At 71.3% G+C, this 15,298-nt stretch carries 17 protein-coding genes and 2 pseudogenes; 14 read left to right on the top strand and 5 right to left on the bottom strand.

Features of this window, described 5'->3' with window-relative positions; translation table 11 throughout:
• The first annotated feature begins 16 nt into the window (after nucleotides 1-16).
• Nucleotides 17-1,090, top strand: coding sequence for a uroporphyrinogen decarboxylase (gene hemE / locus ACYQ0U_RS00120; protein WP_459968122.1), 1,074 nt, complete (start codon nucleotides 17-19; stop codon nucleotides 1,088-1,090).
• Here hemE and ACYQ0U_RS00125 read toward each other — a convergent pair.
• Genes ACYQ0U_RS00125 through ACYQ0U_RS00135 form a run of 3 tightly spaced genes read right to left on the bottom strand, consistent with a single transcriptional unit; the run spans nucleotide 1,053 to nucleotide 2,808 of the window.
• A complete protein-coding gene (locus tag ACYQ0U_RS00125) occupies nucleotides 1,053-1,973 on the bottom strand; it encodes a DUF4349 domain-containing protein (protein WP_459968123.1) in 921 nt (306 codons plus the stop codon). The two genes, hemE and ACYQ0U_RS00125, sit on opposite strands and share 38 nt — an antisense overlap.
• A gap of 5 nt (nucleotides 1,974-1,978) precedes the next feature.
• A complete protein-coding gene (locus ACYQ0U_RS00130; RefSeq protein WP_459968124.1) occupies nucleotides 1,979-2,116 on the bottom strand; it encodes a hypothetical protein in 138 nt (45 codons plus the stop codon).
• A complete protein-coding gene (locus tag ACYQ0U_RS00135; protein WP_459968125.1) occupies nucleotides 2,113-2,808 on the bottom strand; it encodes a LysR family transcriptional regulator in 696 nt (231 codons plus the stop codon). Before ACYQ0U_RS00135 ends, ACYQ0U_RS00130 begins: the two co-directional genes overlap by 4 nt.
• Before the next feature lie 141 nt (nucleotides 2,809-2,949).
• Between ACYQ0U_RS00135 and ACYQ0U_RS00140 the strand changes: the two genes are divergently transcribed.
• From ACYQ0U_RS00140 to hemG, 3 genes and pseudogenes are all read left to right on the top strand, one after another.
• Nucleotides 2,950-4,536: an LLM class flavin-dependent oxidoreductase gene (locus ACYQ0U_RS00140; protein WP_459968126.1), complete on the top strand. Its 1,587-nt coding sequence runs from the start codon at nucleotides 2,950-2,952 to the stop codon at nucleotides 4,534-4,536.
• Nucleotides 4,533-5,047: pseudogene (locus tag ACYQ0U_RS00145) on the top strand (flavin reductase family protein). The gene ACYQ0U_RS00140 and the pseudogene ACYQ0U_RS00145 overlap by 4 nt, the downstream one beginning before the upstream one ends.
• Before the next feature lie 66 nt (nucleotides 5,048-5,113).
• Nucleotides 5,114-6,436 (top strand): protoporphyrinogen oxidase, encoded by a 1,323-nt coding sequence (gene hemG / locus ACYQ0U_RS00150; RefSeq protein ID WP_459968127.1) that lies wholly within the window; start codon nucleotides 5,114-5,116, stop codon nucleotides 6,434-6,436.
• A gap of 195 nt (nucleotides 6,437-6,631) precedes the next feature.
• Here the strand turns inward: hemG and ACYQ0U_RS00155 are convergent.
• Nucleotides 6,632-6,802: pseudogene (locus ACYQ0U_RS00155) on the bottom strand (aminotransferase class IV); the annotation flags it as partial.
• 9 nt (nucleotides 6,803-6,811) lie between these two features.
• On the opposite strand from ACYQ0U_RS00155, the gene hemQ reads away from it, so the two are divergent.
• The 3 genes from hemQ to ACYQ0U_RS00170 are packed head-to-tail and all read left to right on the top strand — an operon-like array spanning nucleotide 6,812 to nucleotide 9,097.
• The gene (hemQ, locus tag ACYQ0U_RS00160) at nucleotides 6,812-7,510 is read left to right on the top strand and encodes a hydrogen peroxide-dependent heme synthase (protein WP_459968128.1); all 699 of its coding nucleotides are present in this window, start codon (nucleotides 6,812-6,814) and stop codon (nucleotides 7,508-7,510) included.
• 37 nt (nucleotides 7,511-7,547) lie between these two features.
• Nucleotides 7,548-8,444, top strand: coding sequence for a hypothetical protein (locus ACYQ0U_RS00165; protein ID WP_459968129.1), 897 nt, complete (start codon nucleotides 7,548-7,550; stop codon nucleotides 8,442-8,444).
• Nucleotides 8,441-9,097 carry a hypothetical protein gene (locus tag ACYQ0U_RS00170; RefSeq protein WP_459968130.1) on the top strand — a complete coding sequence of 219 codons (657 nt, stop codon included), beginning with the start codon at nucleotides 8,441-8,443 and terminating at the stop codon, nucleotides 9,095-9,097. The genes ACYQ0U_RS00165 and ACYQ0U_RS00170 overlap by 4 nt, the downstream gene beginning before the upstream one ends.
• Here the strand turns inward: ACYQ0U_RS00170 and msrB are convergent.
• The gene (msrB, locus tag ACYQ0U_RS00175; RefSeq protein WP_459968131.1) at nucleotides 9,066-9,467 is read right to left on the bottom strand and encodes a peptide-methionine (R)-S-oxide reductase MsrB; all 402 of its coding nucleotides are present in this window, start codon (nucleotides 9,465-9,467) and stop codon (nucleotides 9,066-9,068) included. The genes ACYQ0U_RS00170 and msrB overlap by 32 nt on opposite strands.
• A gap of 79 nt (nucleotides 9,468-9,546) precedes the next feature.
• Here msrB and ACYQ0U_RS00180 point away from each other — a divergent pair, with 79 nt between their 5' ends.
• The 7 genes from ACYQ0U_RS00180 to ACYQ0U_RS00210 all read left to right on the top strand — a co-directional run bounded on the left by ACYQ0U_RS00180 (nucleotide 9,547) and on the right by ACYQ0U_RS00210 (nucleotide 15,214).
• Nucleotides 9,547-10,635, top strand: coding sequence for a ferredoxin reductase (locus tag ACYQ0U_RS00180; RefSeq protein ID WP_459968132.1), 1,089 nt, complete (start codon nucleotides 9,547-9,549; stop codon nucleotides 10,633-10,635).
• Nucleotides 10,636-10,669: 34 nt separating this feature from the next.
• Nucleotides 10,670-11,857 carry a fatty acid desaturase family protein gene (locus tag ACYQ0U_RS00185; RefSeq protein WP_459968133.1) on the top strand — a complete coding sequence of 396 codons (1,188 nt, stop codon included), beginning with the start codon at nucleotides 10,670-10,672 and terminating at the stop codon, nucleotides 11,855-11,857.
• The gene (locus tag ACYQ0U_RS00190) at nucleotides 11,839-12,156 is read left to right on the top strand and encodes a hypothetical protein (RefSeq protein ID WP_459968134.1); all 318 of its coding nucleotides are present in this window, start codon (nucleotides 11,839-11,841) and stop codon (nucleotides 12,154-12,156) included. The genes ACYQ0U_RS00185 and ACYQ0U_RS00190 overlap by 19 nt, the downstream gene beginning before the upstream one ends.
• A gap of 19 nt (nucleotides 12,157-12,175) precedes the next feature.
• Nucleotides 12,176-13,258 carry a DNA polymerase domain-containing protein gene (locus ACYQ0U_RS00195; RefSeq protein ID WP_459968135.1) on the top strand — a complete coding sequence of 361 codons (1,083 nt, stop codon included), beginning with the start codon at nucleotides 12,176-12,178 and terminating at the stop codon, nucleotides 13,256-13,258.
• 38 nt (nucleotides 13,259-13,296) lie between these two features.
• Nucleotides 13,297-13,788 (top strand): hypothetical protein, encoded by a 492-nt coding sequence (locus ACYQ0U_RS00200; RefSeq protein WP_459968136.1) that lies wholly within the window; start codon nucleotides 13,297-13,299, stop codon nucleotides 13,786-13,788.
• Nucleotides 13,785-14,678 carry a tyrosine-type recombinase/integrase gene (locus ACYQ0U_RS00205; protein WP_459968138.1) on the top strand — a complete coding sequence of 298 codons (894 nt, stop codon included), beginning with the start codon at nucleotides 13,785-13,787 and terminating at the stop codon, nucleotides 14,676-14,678. Before ACYQ0U_RS00200 ends, ACYQ0U_RS00205 begins: the two co-directional genes overlap by 4 nt.
• 179 nt (nucleotides 14,679-14,857) lie before the next feature.
• Nucleotides 14,858-15,214: a hypothetical protein gene (locus ACYQ0U_RS00210; RefSeq protein ID WP_459968140.1), complete on the top strand. Its 357-nt coding sequence runs from the start codon at nucleotides 14,858-14,860 to the stop codon at nucleotides 15,212-15,214.
• The last annotated feature ends 84 nt before the right edge of the window (nucleotides 15,215-15,298 follow it).

Raw genomic sequence — 15,298 nt, forward strand, 5'->3', positions numbered from 1 at the left:
CGATCCCGCGATCCCGATGTGCGAACACGCCGGTTCACCTGCGACCCTTCACCGTGTGAGCAGCCCGGCAGACCCCTCCCAGAGCGCGTTCCTCAAGGCCGCCCGGGGTGAGCCGGTGCCGCACACGCCCGTGTGGTTCATGCGCCAGGCGGGTCGCTCGCTGCCGGAGTACCTGAAGGTGCGCGAGGGCATCGGCATGCTGGAGTCCTGCATGGACCCCGACCTCGTGGTGGAGATCACGCTCCAGCCCGTGCGCCGGTACGGCGTCGACGCGGCCATCTTCTTCTCCGACATCGTGCTGCCGCTCAAGGCCGTCGGCGTCGACCTCGACATCAAGCCCGGCATCGGTCCGGTGGTCGCGAAGCCGGTCCGCACCCGGGAGGACGTCGAGGCGATCCCGGACCTCACGCCCGAGCACGTGCCGTTCATCGCCGAGGCCGTCCGCGGCCTGGTCGGGGAGCTCGGCGGCACCCCGCTGATCGGGTTCGCGGGAGCGCCGTTCACCGTGGCGTCGTACCTCGTCGAGGGCGGGCCCTCGAAGGAGCACGCGAAGACCAAGGCGATGATGTTCGGCGCCCCCGACGTGTGGGACGCGCTCATGCGCAAGATCGCCGGCATCTCGGCGGCCTACCTCGAGGTGCAGGTCGGTGCCGGCGCCTCGGCCGTGCAGCTGTTCGACTCCTGGGCCGGCGCTCTCACGCCCGACGACTACCGCGCCCACGTGATGCCCCACTCGGCCCGCGTGCTGGAGCGGGCCGGCGCGCTCGGCGTCCCGCGCATCCACTTCGGCGTCGGTACGGCGAACCTGCTCGGCCTCATGGGCGAGGCCGGTGCCGACGTGGTCGGCGTCGACTGGCGCACCCCGCTCGGCGAGGCGATCGGCAAGGTCGGCGACCGCGGCGTGCAGGGCAACCTCGACCCGACGCTGGTGTTCGCGCCGACCGAGGTGATGCTCGAGCGGGCCGCTCAGGTGATCGAGGCCGGCAAGGCGGCCAAGGGCCACATCTTCAACCTCGGCCACGGGGTCATCCCGTCGACCGACCCCGACCAGCTCAAGCGGCTGACGGAGTTCGTCCAGGGTCGGACGTAGCCCGGCGGCGCCGCCAGACGAGCAGCGCCGGGAACCCGAAGATCGCGAGGACGACCAGCCAGGGCAGCAGCGCGCCGAGCGCGGTGGCCAGGGCGGCGGCGAAGGTGGTCAGCGCGTGCCACCCGGCCTTCAGTCCGGTGACGAAGCCGGCGTCGTCGGTGTCGTCCTTCTGCCCACTCTTGGCGGCGATCTGGTCGATGCTGACCGTGATCGTCGACATCGAGGTCTGGCCCCTGAGGTAGGCCGCCTGCCGCTCGAGGGACTCCAGGTCGGCCTGGCGCCGGGAGAGCTCGGACTCGATCCGCATGATGTCGCGGATGCTCTCGGCCCGGTCGAACAGCACGGTGATCCGGGCGATGCTCCGCCGCTGCGCCGCCAGCCGGGTCTGCGTGTCGATCACCTTCGCGGTCACGTCCTTCTCGCCGGTCGAGGCCGACTCGAACTCCGCGGCCCCCTTGAGCGCGTCCATGGCCTCGGCGAAGCTCTCGGTCGGGATGCGCAGCTCCATCCGGGTGTACGCCGGCTCCCCGTCGTCGTCCGTGGTCGTCTCCTCGGCGGTCACCTGGCCGGCGTACCGGTCGACGACCTGCTGGACCTCGAACTGCGCCTTGCCGACGTCGGCGGCGCGCAGCTCGACGTTGCCTCTGCGGATGACCGACCGCTCCACCACGTCGACCGGCTTCTCCTGCTCGGCGGCGCCCCGCACCGTGTTGCCGTCGGACTCGGCCATGAAGGCGTCGGCCCGCGCTCCGGCGGCCACGGAGCCGCCGGCGTCGCTCGACGCGGGGGAGTCCTCGGAGTCCGAGTCGCCGCCGCTGCAGGCGGCCAGCCCGAGGAGGACGGCGAGGAGGGCGGCGGGGAGGACGGCGACGCGCGACAACATGTCGGCTAGGACGCGGCCTCCGTGCGCTGGGTTCCCGGGCGGGTCGCCCGGTGTGCCCGGGCGTGGGTGACCAGGGCCGCCTCGAGGTCGCGGACCGGGCGCGGCACGTGCTGCTGCGGGCGCTGCTGGAGCACCAGGCTCACGGTGGTGCTGTCGTTGGCGAGTGGCCGCACCGTGATGAGGCCGGCCGCTCCATCGGGTCGCCGAGGACGCTGTAGTCGGGGAGGACCGTGAGGCCGAGCCCCTCGGCGACCATCACCTTGCCGAGCTCGGCGCCGTCGGTCGTGACCTCGTCGTACGCCGTGAGCGGGTGGCCGGCCGGCAGGACGGCGACCGGCCGGCCGTGGACGAGGCTGGTCGCGACCAGGTCCGGCGGCGGGTCGTCGCCCTTGAGCACCTTGACCAGGCCCAGGTCGAGCCCGCCGTCCAGCACGCCCTGGTGGATCTCGGCCTGCTGGGTGTTCACCACCTCGACGCTGCTGCCGGGGTTGGCGGCGCGGAAGTCGCGGACCGCGGGCACGAGCAGGGTGGACGTCGCGGCGCTCACCGTGCCGACGCGCACGACGTGCTGGCCGGCGGCCTGGTCGCCGGCGGCGGTGCGCAGGCGGTCGACGGCCTCGAGCACCTCGACCATGTTCTGGAGCAGCTCGCGACCGCGGCGGCTGATCCGCGAGCCGGACCGGCGCCGGTCGAGGAGGGTCACGCCGAGCTCACGCTCGAGCTTGGACACCGCCTCGCTGAGCGCCGGCTGCGAGATGTGCAGCCGCTCGCTGGCCCGGCGCAGCGACCCGTGCTGGGTCACCGCGGCGATGTACTCGAGCTGTTCGATGCGCACCGTGTCCTCCTCGTGGGTGCCAGGTCCTGCCTGTCACCCCATCGCCGACTCCGCCCGCCGGAACCGCCCCGGCGGCTTGAACCAGCACTAAAAGTACATCAATCTGATCAACATAAGTGAGTAATCGTCCGAGAGGGAGCGATGAGCAACCTGAAGTTCCACTGGTTCCTGCCGACCAACGGAGGCGACGGCCGCCACGTCGTCGGTGGCGGGCACGGCGTGAGCGCCGGTGCCGCCGGTCGTCCCGCGTCGGTGCCGTACCTCGGCCAGATCGCGCGCAGCGCCGAGCGGTTCGGCTTCGAGGCGGCACTGACGCCGACCGGCGCGTGGTGCGAGGACGCCTGGGTGGCGACGGCGATGCTGAGCAGCCTCAGCGAGCGGCTGAAGTTCCTGGTCGCCTTCCGGCCCGGCCTGACCTCGCCGTACGTCGCCGCCCAGATGGCCGGCACCTTCCAGAACCTCTCCGGCGGACGGCTGGCGCTCAACGTCGTCACCGGCGGCGAGAGCCACGAGCAGCGGATGTTCGGCGACTTCCTCGACAAGGAGGAGCGCTACGAGCGCTGCGACGAGTTCCTCGCGATCGTGCGGGCGCTGTGGACGGGAGAGCCGGTCACCTTCGAGGGCAAGCACCTTCGCGTCGAGGACGCCGTGCTCCCGCAGATTCCGGACCCGCTGCCGGAGATCTACTTCGGCGGCTCCTCGCCGATCGCCGGCCGCGTCGCGGCCCGGCACGTGGACGTCTACCTCACCTGGGGCGAGCCGCCGGCCGCGGTCGCCGAGAAGGTGGAGTTGGTCCGCCGGCTGGCGGCCGAGGAGGGCCGTGAGCTCCGCTTCGGCATCCGGCTGCACACGATCGCCCGCGACACCTCCGAGGCCGCGTGGGCCGAGGCCGACCGGCTGCTCGCCGGCATCTCCGAGGACGACATCAGGTCGGTCCAGGAGGGCCTCAAGCTCTCGGAGTCCGTCGGCCAGCAGCGGATGCTCGACCTGAACAAGGGCAGCAAGGACGGCCTGGTCATCCACCCGAACCTCTGGGCCGGAGTCGGCCTGGTCCGCGGCGGTGCCGGGACGGCGCTACTGGTTCGGCGAGGGGGTGCTGCCCGAGCTCGAGCGCCGGGGCCTCTGGGAGAACCCCGCTCCGGCCACCGGCGGCGCCTACGTGCCGTTCGGCCAGAGGGCAGCGGCCTCGTGACCGCCTGGGGATCCACCCTCGAATCCGGCAGGGTCTCGGTCGTCGTCGGCAACCCCAAGCCGCGGAGCCGGACCCTGGCCGCGGCGACCTACCTCGCCCGGCAGCTGGTCGGCCGTGACCCCGACCATGTCGTCGACCTGGCCGACCTCGGGCCGCGGCTCCTGGACTGGCAGGACGAGGTCGTCGCCGACGTCGTGGCCGAGGTCGGTGCCGCCGACCTGGTCGTCTTCGCGTCGCCGACGTACAAGGGCGCCTACACCGGGCTGCTCAAGCTCTTCCTCGATCGGTTCGCGACCGACGGGCTGCGCGGCGTCGCCGTACCCCTCATGCTCGGTGCCGGCCCTGCCCACGCGATGGCGCCGGAGCTCACGCTGCGGCCGGTGCTCACCGAGATCGGTGGGCTCGTGCCCGGCAAGGGCCTCTACGTCGTCGACTCGGCCTACGAGGACCCGGAGGCCTACCGGCACTGGCTCGACCTCACGCGGCCCGCGATCACCGCCATCCTCGACAGCCTCGGAACGGGAGTCTCCGCATGACCGTCACGCACCTGTCCACGAACCAGGACCTCGACCCGACGCGGCTCCGGGAGGCCTTCGGGGTCTTCCCGAGCGGGGTGGTGGCCGTGGCCGCCGAGGTCGACGGCGAGCTCGTCGGCCTCGTCGCGAGCTCGTTCACCGCGGTGAGCCTCGAGCCCGCGCTGGTGTCCTTCTCGCGAACACCTCCAAGACCTGGCCGACGCTGCGGCGGGCCGCCCGCCTGGGCGTGACGGTCCTGGCCGACCACCACGACGTGGTCTGCCGCCAGCTCGCCGGCCCGGTCGAGCAGCGCTTCGAGCGCCTGGCCGTGACGACGACCCAGGACGGCGCCGCGCTGCTCGAGGACGGCCTGGCGCGCTTCGACTGCACGATCTACCGCGAGGTGGAGGCGGGCGACCAGACGATCGTGCTGCTGGAGCTGCACGGCGTCGAGACGGCGCAGCTCTCCGGGGCAGGCACGTCCTCGCCGCTCGTGTTCCACCGCAGCGGCTTCGGCCGGCTGGCCGGTTGATCCTCCCGCGCCGCGGCGGTGCGCACCCGCCGTCGCGGCGCGGGAACCCTTTGCCACACTGACGACATGGGCACGGTGGTGGTGGTCGGCGCCGGGATCGGCGGTCTGACGGCCGCGCGTGACCTCGCCACCGCCGGCCACGAGGTGCTCGTGCTGGAGGCCTCGCCGCGCGTCGGCGGCAAGCTGCACCGGGCGTCGGTGGGCGGTGTCGCGGTGGACGTCGGCGCCGAGGCGATGCTGAACCGGCGCCCCGAGGGCATCGCCCTCGCCGCCGACCTCGGCCTGCCGGTCGAGCACCCGACGCTCGCGTCGTCCCGCATCTGGACCGGCGGCGCGCTGCGGCCGCTGCCGCGCTCGCTCATGGGCGTGCCGCTCGACGACCCGGCCTCGTCCGGCGTGCTGTCACCGGAGGGCCTGGAGCGCTTCCGGTCGCCCGCCCCCTTCTCCGTCGACGGGGACGTCTCGGTGGGCGACCTGGTCGACGCCGTCTGGGGGCCCGAGGTCACCGACCGTCTCGTCGAGCCGCTGCTCGGCGGTGTGTACGCCGGTCAGGCCCGCCGGATCTCGACCCGCGCCGCCGTCCCGCAGCTGGTCACGCTGGTCGAGGGCGGCTCGCTGGTGCAGCAGCCGTCCACCACGCCGGTCTTCGCCGGCATCGCCGGCGGCATGGCCCGGCTGCCCGAGCTGCTCGCCGCCACGCTCCCGGTGCGGACCGACGCGACCGTGCGCGAGCTGCGCCGCACCGAGTCGGGCTGGGCGCTGACCGTGGGGCCGACCACGTCGCCCGAGCTGGTGGAGGCGGACGCCGTGGTGCTCGCCGTACCCGCGGCGGCGGCGGCGCGGCTGCTCTCCACGGTGGCGCCGCTCGCGGCGGCCGAGCTGGCCGAGGTCGAGTACGCGTCGATGGCCGTGGTCACCTTCGCCTTCCGCGAGTCCTCCGCGCCCGAGCTCGCGACGACGGACTCCTCGGGCTTCCTCGTCCCGCCGGTCGAGGGCCGCCGGATCAAGGCGGCGACGTTCTCGTTCGCCAAGTGGGGCTGGGTCCGCGCCGCCGCCGCCGGCCTCCTGCTGATGCGCACCTCGCTCGGCCGGTACGGCGAGGAGGCCACCCTCCAGGCCTCCGACGAGGAGCTCGTCGCGTGGTCGCTCGCCGACCTGCGCGACGCCGTCGGACTGTCGGCCGAGCCGGTCGACACCCACGTCCAGCGCTGGGGCGGCGGCCTCCCGCAGTACGCCGTCGGCCACCTCGACCGCGTCGCCCGCATCCGCGCCGCCGTCGCCACCCTCCCCGGCCTCGCCCTCTGCGGCGCCGCCTACGACGGTGTCGGCATCCCCGCGGTCATCGCCTCGGCCCATCGCGGGGTGGGGGACCTGGGTCCGCTGGCGTAGCCACGGACGATCCTGCTGTCCGGGAGCGCCGCGCTCCCCACGACAGGAACGTCCGTGGGTACGCCGCCGCCAGGGGCTAGACGACGACGGTCCCCTCCACCGCCGTGCGCTCGAGGACGCCGCCGACAGCCTGCGCACGAACGGGCCGGGCGAGCCCGAGCCGATGGTGCGGCCGTCGACGGTGAGGACCGGCGTCACGCCGCCCATGGTGCCGGTCACGAACACCTCGTCGGCGCTGTAGACCTCGGTGAGCGAGAAGTCGCCGACCACGGTCGGGATGCCGGAGGCCGCGCAGATCTCGAGGATCGTCTCGCAGGTGATGCCCTCGGGGCAGGCGCTTGCCGCACGCGCTCGGCGACCTTGCACAATGGAGGCATGAGCAGCAAGGCGCAGCGGGCCCGGGAGATCAACGACAGCATCCGCTACACGATGTGGTCGGTCTTCCGGCTCGACGACCCGCTCGGCGACGCGGACCGCCCGACCGAGGGGGCCGAGGTGGAGAAGCTCTTCGCCGAGCTCGCCGAGGCCGACGTGGTGGTGCGGGGCGTGTACGACGTGTCGGGCATCCGCGCCGACGCCGACCTGATGGTCTGGTGGCACGCCGCCACCTCCGAGGAGCTCCAGGACGCCTACAACCGGTTCCGCCGGACCGCCTTCGGCCGCCGCCTCGCCCCGGTCTGGTCGCAGATGGCGCTGCACCGCCCGGCGGAGTTCAACAGGAGCCACGTGCCTGCGTTCCTCAACGACGAGGAGCCACGCCGGCACGTCTCGGTCTACCCGTTCGTGCGCTCCTACGAGTGGTACCTCCTCGAGGACGCCGACCGCCGCCGGATGCTCGCCGACCACGGCAAGATGGCCCGCGACTACCCGGACGTCCGGGCGAACACCGTGGCCAGCTTCTCGCTCGGCGACTACGAGTGGATCCTCGCCTTCGAGGCCGACGAGCTGTACCGGATCGTCGACCTGATGCGTCACCTGCGCGGGTCCGAGGCGCGGCGGCACGTCCGCGAGGAGATCCCGTTCTACACCGGCGCGCTCGTCGGCATCTCGGAGCTCATCGACCGCCTGCCCTGACCGGAACCGGTACGCCGCCGCCTGCGTCGTACCGGTCATGAGGACCGCGCTCGCGCTGGCCGCTCTGCTGCTGCTCCCGGCCTGCGGCACGGAGAGGTCCCCGGCCCCGGCCGCTATCGCGACGCCCGTCGAGCGTCCCGACGGCGTGCCCGCTCCCGGCGGCGAGGTCACCACCGGGGGGCCGGTCACGGTCCTCGACGACGGTGGCGGGGCCGAGCTCTGCCTGGGTGGTGTCGCGACCTCCCTGCCGCCCCAGTGCGGCGGGCCGCCGCTCGTCGGCTGGGACTGGTCCGAGCACGCCGGTGACTTCGAGGACGTGCGGGGCGTGCGGTGGGGCGAGTTCGTCGTGACCGGCGCCTTCGACGGCACCTCGATGACGCCGGCAGCGGTGGTCCCTGCCGCGGCGTGGACCGGCGAGCACGACGACTCGGGCGACCACGACTTCACCACGCCGTGCGAGGAGCCCGAGGGCGGGTGGGTCGTCGATGCCGGGCGCACCTCGCAGGGTGACCAGGACCGGGCCTTCGGCACGGCGAGGCGACTGCGCGACTACGCCTACTCGTTCATCGACACCTCGCCCGACGGCCGCAGCCCCGAGGAGATGGACCAGGACGCGCTCGCGGGTGACCTCGACGCCTCCCGATGGATCGTCAACGTGCGGGTGACCGGCGACCCCGCCGCGGCGCAAGACGCCCTCCGCGAGGTGTGGGGCGGTGGCCTCTGCGTGCTCGGGGCGCAGCACACCGACGCCGAGCTCGGCCGGATCCAGCAGGAGGTCCACGACCTGCTGCCCGGCACGCTCTCCTCGGGTCGCGGCCTGGACCAGGTCGAGGTCGGGGTCGTCTTCGACGACGGCACCATCCAGGCTTGGGTGGACCAGCAGTACGGCACCGGCACCGTCGTGGTGGGCTCGGCGCTGGAGGTGGTCGGATGAGGACGGCGTCGGCGCTCGCCGCGCTGCTCCTCGTCCTCGCCGCGTGCGGCAGCGAGGACGGCGCGACCGCCACCGATCCCTCGGGCCCCTCCGACGCGATGCCGACCGCCGTACCCGCAGCACCCGGCCAGGTGACCACCCGGGGCATCGTGACGGTGATGGACACCGGGAGCCCCGAGCTCTGCCTCGGCCCGGTCGCGGAGTCGTGGCCGCCCCAGTGCGGTGGCCCACCGATCGAGGGCTGGGACTGGGCCGACCACGACGGCGTGTTCGAGCGCCAGCAGGACACCCGGTGGGGCCTGTTCGTGGTGACGGGCACCTGGGACGGCGCCACGTTCGGCTACGACAGTGCCGTCCCCGCCGCGCTCCACAATCCGATCGTCGACGCCGAGCCGGTGCTCCCGCGGCCCGCGGTCGAGCTCTCCCAGGGGGAGCTCGACGAGATCGCCGAGCAGGTGGGCAGCGACCTCCCCGGCGCCCAGGGCGCCTATGCGGAGGGCGGGCACGTGCTGGTCGACGTCATCTACGACGACGGCTCGTTCCAGGCCTGGGTCGACGAGGAGCACGGCGCGGGCGTCGTCGTGGTGTCGTCGATGCTGGTCGACGCGGGCCAGGGGCCGGTCAGGAGTCGGCCGGCTCCAGGGTCAGGCTGATCGAGTTGATGCAGTACCGGTCGCCCGTGGGCGTGCCGTAGCCGTCGGGGAAGACGTGGCCGAGGTGGGAGCCGCAGTTGGCGCAGCGGACCTCGACCCGCTTCATGCCGTGCGAGTTGTCCTCGAGGTACTCGATGGTGTCGGTGATCGGCTGGTAGAACGACGGCCAGCCGCAGCCGGAGTGGAACTTGGTGTCGGACTCGAAGAGCTTGGCGTGGCACGCTTTGCAGGAGTAGATGCCCGTGGTCTCGGTGTCGGTGTACTCGCCGGTGAAGGCCCGCTCGGTGCCCGCCTGGCGCAGGACCGCGTACTCCTCGGCCGAGAGCTCCTCACGCCACTGCTCGTCGGTCTTCTCCACGTTGTAGGCCATGCCCCGATTCTAGAGAGTGGGGGAAGCCACCCGTGCGGGGCGTTGACTCTCTCGGAGAACACCTGTTCACTCAGATGGCATGGCCGCCACTGTCCCGTGGGAACGGCTCCGGAGCGCCGGGGCGAAGCTGACTACCCCGCTGCACCCGGACGACTACCTGCGTCTGATCAACCCGCTGTGGAGCGAGCGTGAGCTCCGGGGTCGCGTCGAGAAGGTCGTGCCGGAGACCGACGACGCCGCGACGCTGGTGATCCGGCCCGGGTGGGGGTGGCGCTACGACCACCGGCCCGGTCAGTACGTCGGGATCGGGGTCCAGGTCGACGGGCGGTTCCAGTGGCGGTCGTACTCGGTGAGCTCGCCGCCGAAGCGCTCCGGCCGGACGATCGCGATCACGGTGCGGGCGATGCCCGAGGGGAAGCTGTCGGCCCACCTCGTCAACGGGCTCGCGCCCGGGACGATCGTGCGGCTCGCGCGGCCCGAGGGCGACTTCGTGCTGCCCGAGCCGCCGCCCGCGACGATGCTGTTCCTCGTCGGCGGCAGCGGGGTCACCCCCGTCATGGCGATGCTGCGGACGATGGACCGGCGCTCGCGGACGAGCGGGACCGCGTTCCCGGACGTGGTCATGCACTACTCCTCGCCGACCCCGGAGCGGATGATCTTCCGCGACGAGCTCGACCGGCTCGAGCGCGAGCACGAGTCCCTCACCGTGCACCGGCTGCACACCGACACCGACGGCATGCTCGAGCTCGCCGACCTCGACGATATCTGCCCGGACTGGCGCGAGCGCGAGACCTGGGCGTGCGGACCGGGCCCGATGCTCGACGCGATCACCGCGCACTTCGAGGAGGCCGGCCTCGAGGACCGTCTGCACCTGGAGCGGTTCTCGCTCGAGCTCGGCGGCGAGGGCGGGGAGGGCGGCCGAATCACCTTCCGCAACTCCGGCAAGTCGGTCGAGGCCGACGGTGCCACCACGGTCCTGGAGGCCGGCGAGGAGGCCGGGGTCGGCATGCCCTACGGCTGCCGCATGGGCATCTGCCACACCTGCACGCTCACCCTCGTCAGCGGCCGGGTCCGCGACCTGCGCAACGGCGAGGAGTTCGACCAGCCCAACGAACAGGTGCAGACCTGCGTGACCGCCGCGGTCGGCGACTGCACCCTCGACATCTGATCCGACACCCCATCCGATACCCCAGGGAGACGAAATGGCGATCTCGGACGTCCAGGAGTACACCCACCTCACCGACGAGGAGGTGGAGCAGATCGGCCGCGAGCTCGACGCGATCCGCGCGGAGATCGAGGAGTCGCGCGGCGCCGCCGACGCGGCGTACATCAACCGGATCATCAAGGTGCAGCGGTCGCTGGCCGCGGCCGGCCGGGTGACGCTGTTCGCGAGCGACAAGAAGCCGGCGTGGGTCGCGGGGGCGTCCATGCTCGCGCTGGCCAAGATCCTCGAGAACATGGAGATCGGCCACAACGTCATGCACGGCCAGTGGGACTGGATGAACGATCCCGAGATCCACTCCTCCAACTGGGAGTGGGACACCGCGCAGCCGGCCGAGCAGTGGAAGCACAGCCACAACTACGTGCACCACCAGTTCACCAACGTGCTCGGCTATGACAACGACATCGGCTACGGCATCCTCCGGATGGCGCGCGAGCAGAAGTGGTCGCCGTACAACCTCGGCCAGCCAGTCTGCAACGCGCTGCTCGCCACGCTGTTCCAGTGGGGCGTGGCGCTCCACGACCTCGACATCGAGCGGATCCGCAAGGGCGAGAAGGACCCGAAGGAGATGAAGCGCCAGCTGCGCCAGATCCTCCGCAAGGGCCGCAACCAGGTGCTCAAGGACTACGTCGTCTACCCGGCCCTCGCGGGCAGGAACTGGAGGACCACGCTCACCGCCAACATGACCGCCAACCTGGCGCGGAACCTCTGGGCCTACGTCATCATCTTCTGCGGTCACTTCCCGGACGGCGCGATGCACTTCACCGAGGAGGAGATCGAGGACGAGAGCCGCTCGGAGTGGTACCTGCGGCAGATCCTCGGCGCCGCCAACTTCAGGGGCGGCCCGCTGCTGCACATCCTCAGCGGCAACCTCGGCTTCCAGATCGAGCACCACCTGTTCCCGGACCTGCCGAGCAACCGGTACGCCGAGATCTCGGTGCGCGTCCGCGAGCTGTGCGAGAAGTACGACCTGCCGTACACGACCGGCCCGCTGCACCGGCAGTACGGCCAGGCCCTGCGCACGATCATCAAGCTGTCGCTGCCCAACGGCATGACCTCCAGCGACCAGCCCGAGCCGCCGACGCCGGCGCGCGACCGCAAGCGGAAGTCGGACGCCGAGCGCCCGCCGCGTCGGAAGGAGCTGGGTGGATGGATGCGCAGCGCGTGATGCCGGAGCGCCCGATGCCCGAACGCCTGATGACCAAGGCCTGGGCGACGCAGTGCGCGCTCAGCCGGATCTGCGGCGTGTGCGGGGAGTCGCTGGGGCGCCCGATCGCCTTCCTGGGCACCGAGCAGGAGGTGGGCCGCAACGCCTTCCACCTGCCGCCGATGCACGTCGCCTGCGCGCGGTCGCTCGACGGGCGCCCGGAGTCGGAGCTGGTGACCACGGCCGGCTTCGAGTTCGTCCGCCCGTCCCACGACGACGCCGACCGGCGGCCGCGCTTCGAGCCGAACTCGCTGCTCTGACCGGGCTAGGGTCGGCGTCATGGCCAAGACCCCCGCAGCCGAGGTCGAGGCGGGCGGTCGTGCCGTCCGCGTGTCCAGCCCGGACCGGGTGATCTACGAGGCGACCGACCGTACGCCCGAGGTCACCAAGCTGATGGTCGCGGAGTACTTCGCGAGCGTCGAGGACGGGCTGATGCGAGCCCTCCGGGACCGGCCGACCGCGCTGGAGCGCTGGACCTCCGGCGTACGCCCCGGGATGAAGCTGGCGACCGGGCCGCAGGACCGGGACGCCGACGCGTTCTACCAGAAGCGGGTGCCCAAGGGGGCGCCCGACTACGTGGAGACCGTCGAGATCACCTTCCCGTCCGGGCGGAAGGCCGAGGAGATCTGCCCGACCGAGATCGCGGTGCCGGTCTGGTGCGCCCACATGGGCACGCTGGTCTTCCATCCCTGGCCGGTACGCCGCAGCGACGTCGACCACCCCGACGAGCTGCGCATCGACCTGGACCCCCAGCCCGGCACGACCTTCACCGACGCCGTCCGCGTCGCCGGCGTCGCGCGCGAGCTGCTGGAGGAGCTCGGCCTGCGCGGCTACCCGAAGACCTCGGGCAACCGGGGCGTGCACATCTACGTGCGGATCGAGCCGCGGTGGGAGTTCACCGACGTGCGGCACGCCGCGATCGGCTTCGGCCGCGAGCTCGCGCGGCGCGACGAGGGCGTCACCGTGGACTGGTGGAAGGAGGAGCGGGGTGAGCGCATCTTCGTGGACTTCAACCAGAACAACCGCGACCGCACCATCGCCTCCGCCTACTCGCTGCGCCCGCTGCCGGGGGCCCCGGTCTCGACGCCGGTGACGTGGGACGAGCTCGCCGACCTCACCGACCCGCGCGACTTCAACCTCTTCACCGTCCCCGACCGCGTGGCCGACGGTGACCCGTGGGCGACGATCGACGACGCGGCGTACTCCCTCGAGCCGCTGCTCCGGCTGTGGGAGGAGCTCCCGGGCGGCGAGCTCAACTTCCCGCCCGACTACCCGAAGATGCCGGGCGAGCCGCCCAGGGTCCAACCCAGCAAGAAGAACGCTCTCAACTGGGAAGACGATGGTGTGACACGTCGTGAGTGAGTAAGCACAGCGCTCACTCAACTGATAACCTACACCTAATGAGTCACGTTGTCAGCGTTCTCGTCGTGTCGGCATGGGACAAGGCCGCCGCCCTCGGAACGATCGCCGGCGCCGTCGCGACCCTCGGAGCTGTGATCGGAGCCCTCTGGCTCGGCAAGCGTGACCGTGACGCCGCAGATGCGGCGGTTCAAGAGCAGTTGCTGGCAGCGAAGACGAGATCCCAGCGTGAGTGCCGGCTCGACCTCTTGCTCGCCCTCATGCGCGAAGTCGGGAACTGGATCGGGGCCGCACCTGAGACGGGCGACCGACTGGCCGCCGAAGCGAATCTTGCGGGTTTGTTACAGGCCCTCGGGCCTGTGGACTATCAGGCCATGCCGGCGGTCCGGGCACTTGTGGGTTCGCGCTTTCCGCTCGAAGGTCCGAACTACGAAGACATCTACGTTGCTCGTCCGGAGACGGTCGCGTCGTCGGTGGTCGTCGGATATGCCCAGCGGGAGATTTCATCGGCGATCCAAGAGACGACGCTGTGACAGCCCGCCTCGCCGACCTCCACCGCTCCTTCGCCCGCCACCTCCGCGCCGAAGGCAAGTCCGAACGCACCATCACGATCTACGGCCAGGCGATCACGTTCTTCTCCAAGTGGCTCGAGGAACAAGGCCGACCAGCCGATGTCGACGAGCTCAACCGGCCAGCCATCCGCGAGTGGCTGGCCCAGCTCGCCGAGGTGAATGAACCCTCCACCGTGAAGACGCGCTACCGCGGCCTCTTTCGCTTCTGCGGCTGGCTTGTCGACGAAGAAGAGCTGTCCGAGAACCCGATGAAGACGCTCTCGCCACCGGAGCCCAACTCCAAGCCCGTCCCGATCTTGTCCGACGATGACCTGGCTGCACTGATGAAGGCGTGCGCCGGCAAGGACTTTCGAGACCGCCGTGACGAGGCCATGATCCGCGTCCTGCTCGACGCCGGCCTGCGTGTCTCCGAGCTCTGCGCCCTCACTGTCGACGGGGTTGACCTCGACCAGGGCATGGCGGTCGTGCGGGGCAAGGGTCGCAAGGTCCGGCCGGTCTACTTCGGTGCCCGTACCACTAGGGCTCTTGACCGCTACATCCGTGTACGCGCACGCGAACGATGGGCGCACCTCGACGCCCTTTTCATCACGCAGCGCGGTGCTCTCAGCCCTGACGGCGCCCGCGACCGGATGAAGGTCCGCGGCGAACAGGCCGGCATCACAGACCTGCACCCGCACCGGTTCCGGCACACCTGGGCGCACGACTTCCTGATGAACGGGGGGCAGGAGCGGGACCTCAAGCGACTCGCCGGCTGGTCCTCCGATGTCATGCTCGAGCGCTACGGAGCATCGGCCGCAGACGCGCGTGCAAAGGCCGCAGCGCAACGTATGAAGCGGGGTGACCGGGTGTGATCGATGACAGCGAACTGGCGGCAGTCCGGGAGTCGATTCGCGTTCGCCAACGACGAGCTGACGAGGTCGAGCGAAGGCGGCAGCTGGTCCTGAGTACGCCCACCGAACGACGCGCTCTGACCATCTCTTGCGACGCACCCCATCGCGGTGGCAAGTCCCCGAAGATGGCGGAGGTCCAAGTGACGGAGCACGGCACCTTCTTCGTGTCGCGCATCCCATGGGCACCGTCTGACGCCACCGCTCTGCGGCCGTGGATCGAAGAGAGCCATCTCGTTCAACTGTTCAGGGTGGGATCGCCAGAGTTCGAAGACGACGGCCTCCTCCGCTCGGCGATCGAGAACCTGAACTGGTGGAAGGAACGGGGGCCCGGAGATCTTTTTTGGATCGCGAAGCGTCAGCAGCGGGTTCACGTAGTGCAGGAAGTTCTCGACCTCCCCTACACCGACGGTCGTCGGACGCTCTGGGTCCGGTGCCCTTTACACCTCAATGACTTCGAGCGCATGGACGCGACTCGGCTCATCGAAGCGCTCAGGTAACGACCGCCGCCGAAAGAGCGGTGTACTCTATTCCGTAGAACACTGCTCCACCAGGAGCAGGCGGGCCGGGAAGACTAGTCTCCA

It is taken from the genome of Nocardioides pyridinolyticus, assembly GCF_054653575.1.

Bases quoted from the DNA above. Each gene is read 5' to 3' on its own strand.
- ACYQ0U_RS00185 (WP_459968133.1), top strand. From the start codon at position 10,670: ATGGCGATCTCGGACGTCCAGGAGTACACCCACCTCACCGACGAGGAG.
- ACYQ0U_RS00125 (WP_459968123.1), bottom strand. From the start codon at position 1,973: ATGTTGTCGCGCGTCGCCGTCCTCCCCGCCGCCCTCCTCGCCGTCCTC.
- ACYQ0U_RS00170 (WP_459968130.1), top strand. From the start codon at position 8,441: ATGAGGACGGCGTCGGCGCTCGCCGCGCTGCTCCTCGTCCTCGCCGCG.
- hemG (WP_459968127.1), top strand. From the start codon at position 5,114: ATGGGCACGGTGGTGGTGGTCGGCGCCGGGATCGGCGGTCTGACGGCC.
- hemQ (WP_459968128.1), top strand. From the start codon at position 6,812: ATGAGCAGCAAGGCGCAGCGGGCCCGGGAGATCAACGACAGCATCCGC.
- ACYQ0U_RS00180 (WP_459968132.1), top strand. From the start codon at position 9,547: ATGGCCGCCACTGTCCCGTGGGAACGGCTCCGGAGCGCCGGGGCGAAG.
- ACYQ0U_RS00195 (WP_459968135.1), top strand. From the start codon at position 12,176: ATGGCCAAGACCCCCGCAGCCGAGGTCGAGGCGGGCGGTCGTGCCGTC.
- ACYQ0U_RS00190 (WP_459968134.1), top strand. From the start codon at position 11,839: ATGGATGCGCAGCGCGTGATGCCGGAGCGCCCGATGCCCGAACGCCTG.
- msrB (WP_459968131.1), bottom strand. From the start codon at position 9,467: ATGGCCTACAACGTGGAGAAGACCGACGAGCAGTGGCGTGAGGAGCTC.
- ACYQ0U_RS00140 (WP_459968126.1), top strand. From the start codon at position 2,950: ATGAGCAACCTGAAGTTCCACTGGTTCCTGCCGACCAACGGAGGCGAC.
- ACYQ0U_RS00200 (WP_459968136.1), top strand. From the start codon at position 13,297: ATGAGTCACGTTGTCAGCGTTCTCGTCGTGTCGGCATGGGACAAGGCC.
- hemE (WP_459968122.1), top strand. From the start codon at position 17: ATGTGCGAACACGCCGGTTCACCTGCGACCCTTCACCGTGTGAGCAGC.
- ACYQ0U_RS00165 (WP_459968129.1), top strand. From the start codon at position 7,548: ATGAGGACCGCGCTCGCGCTGGCCGCTCTGCTGCTGCTCCCGGCCTGC.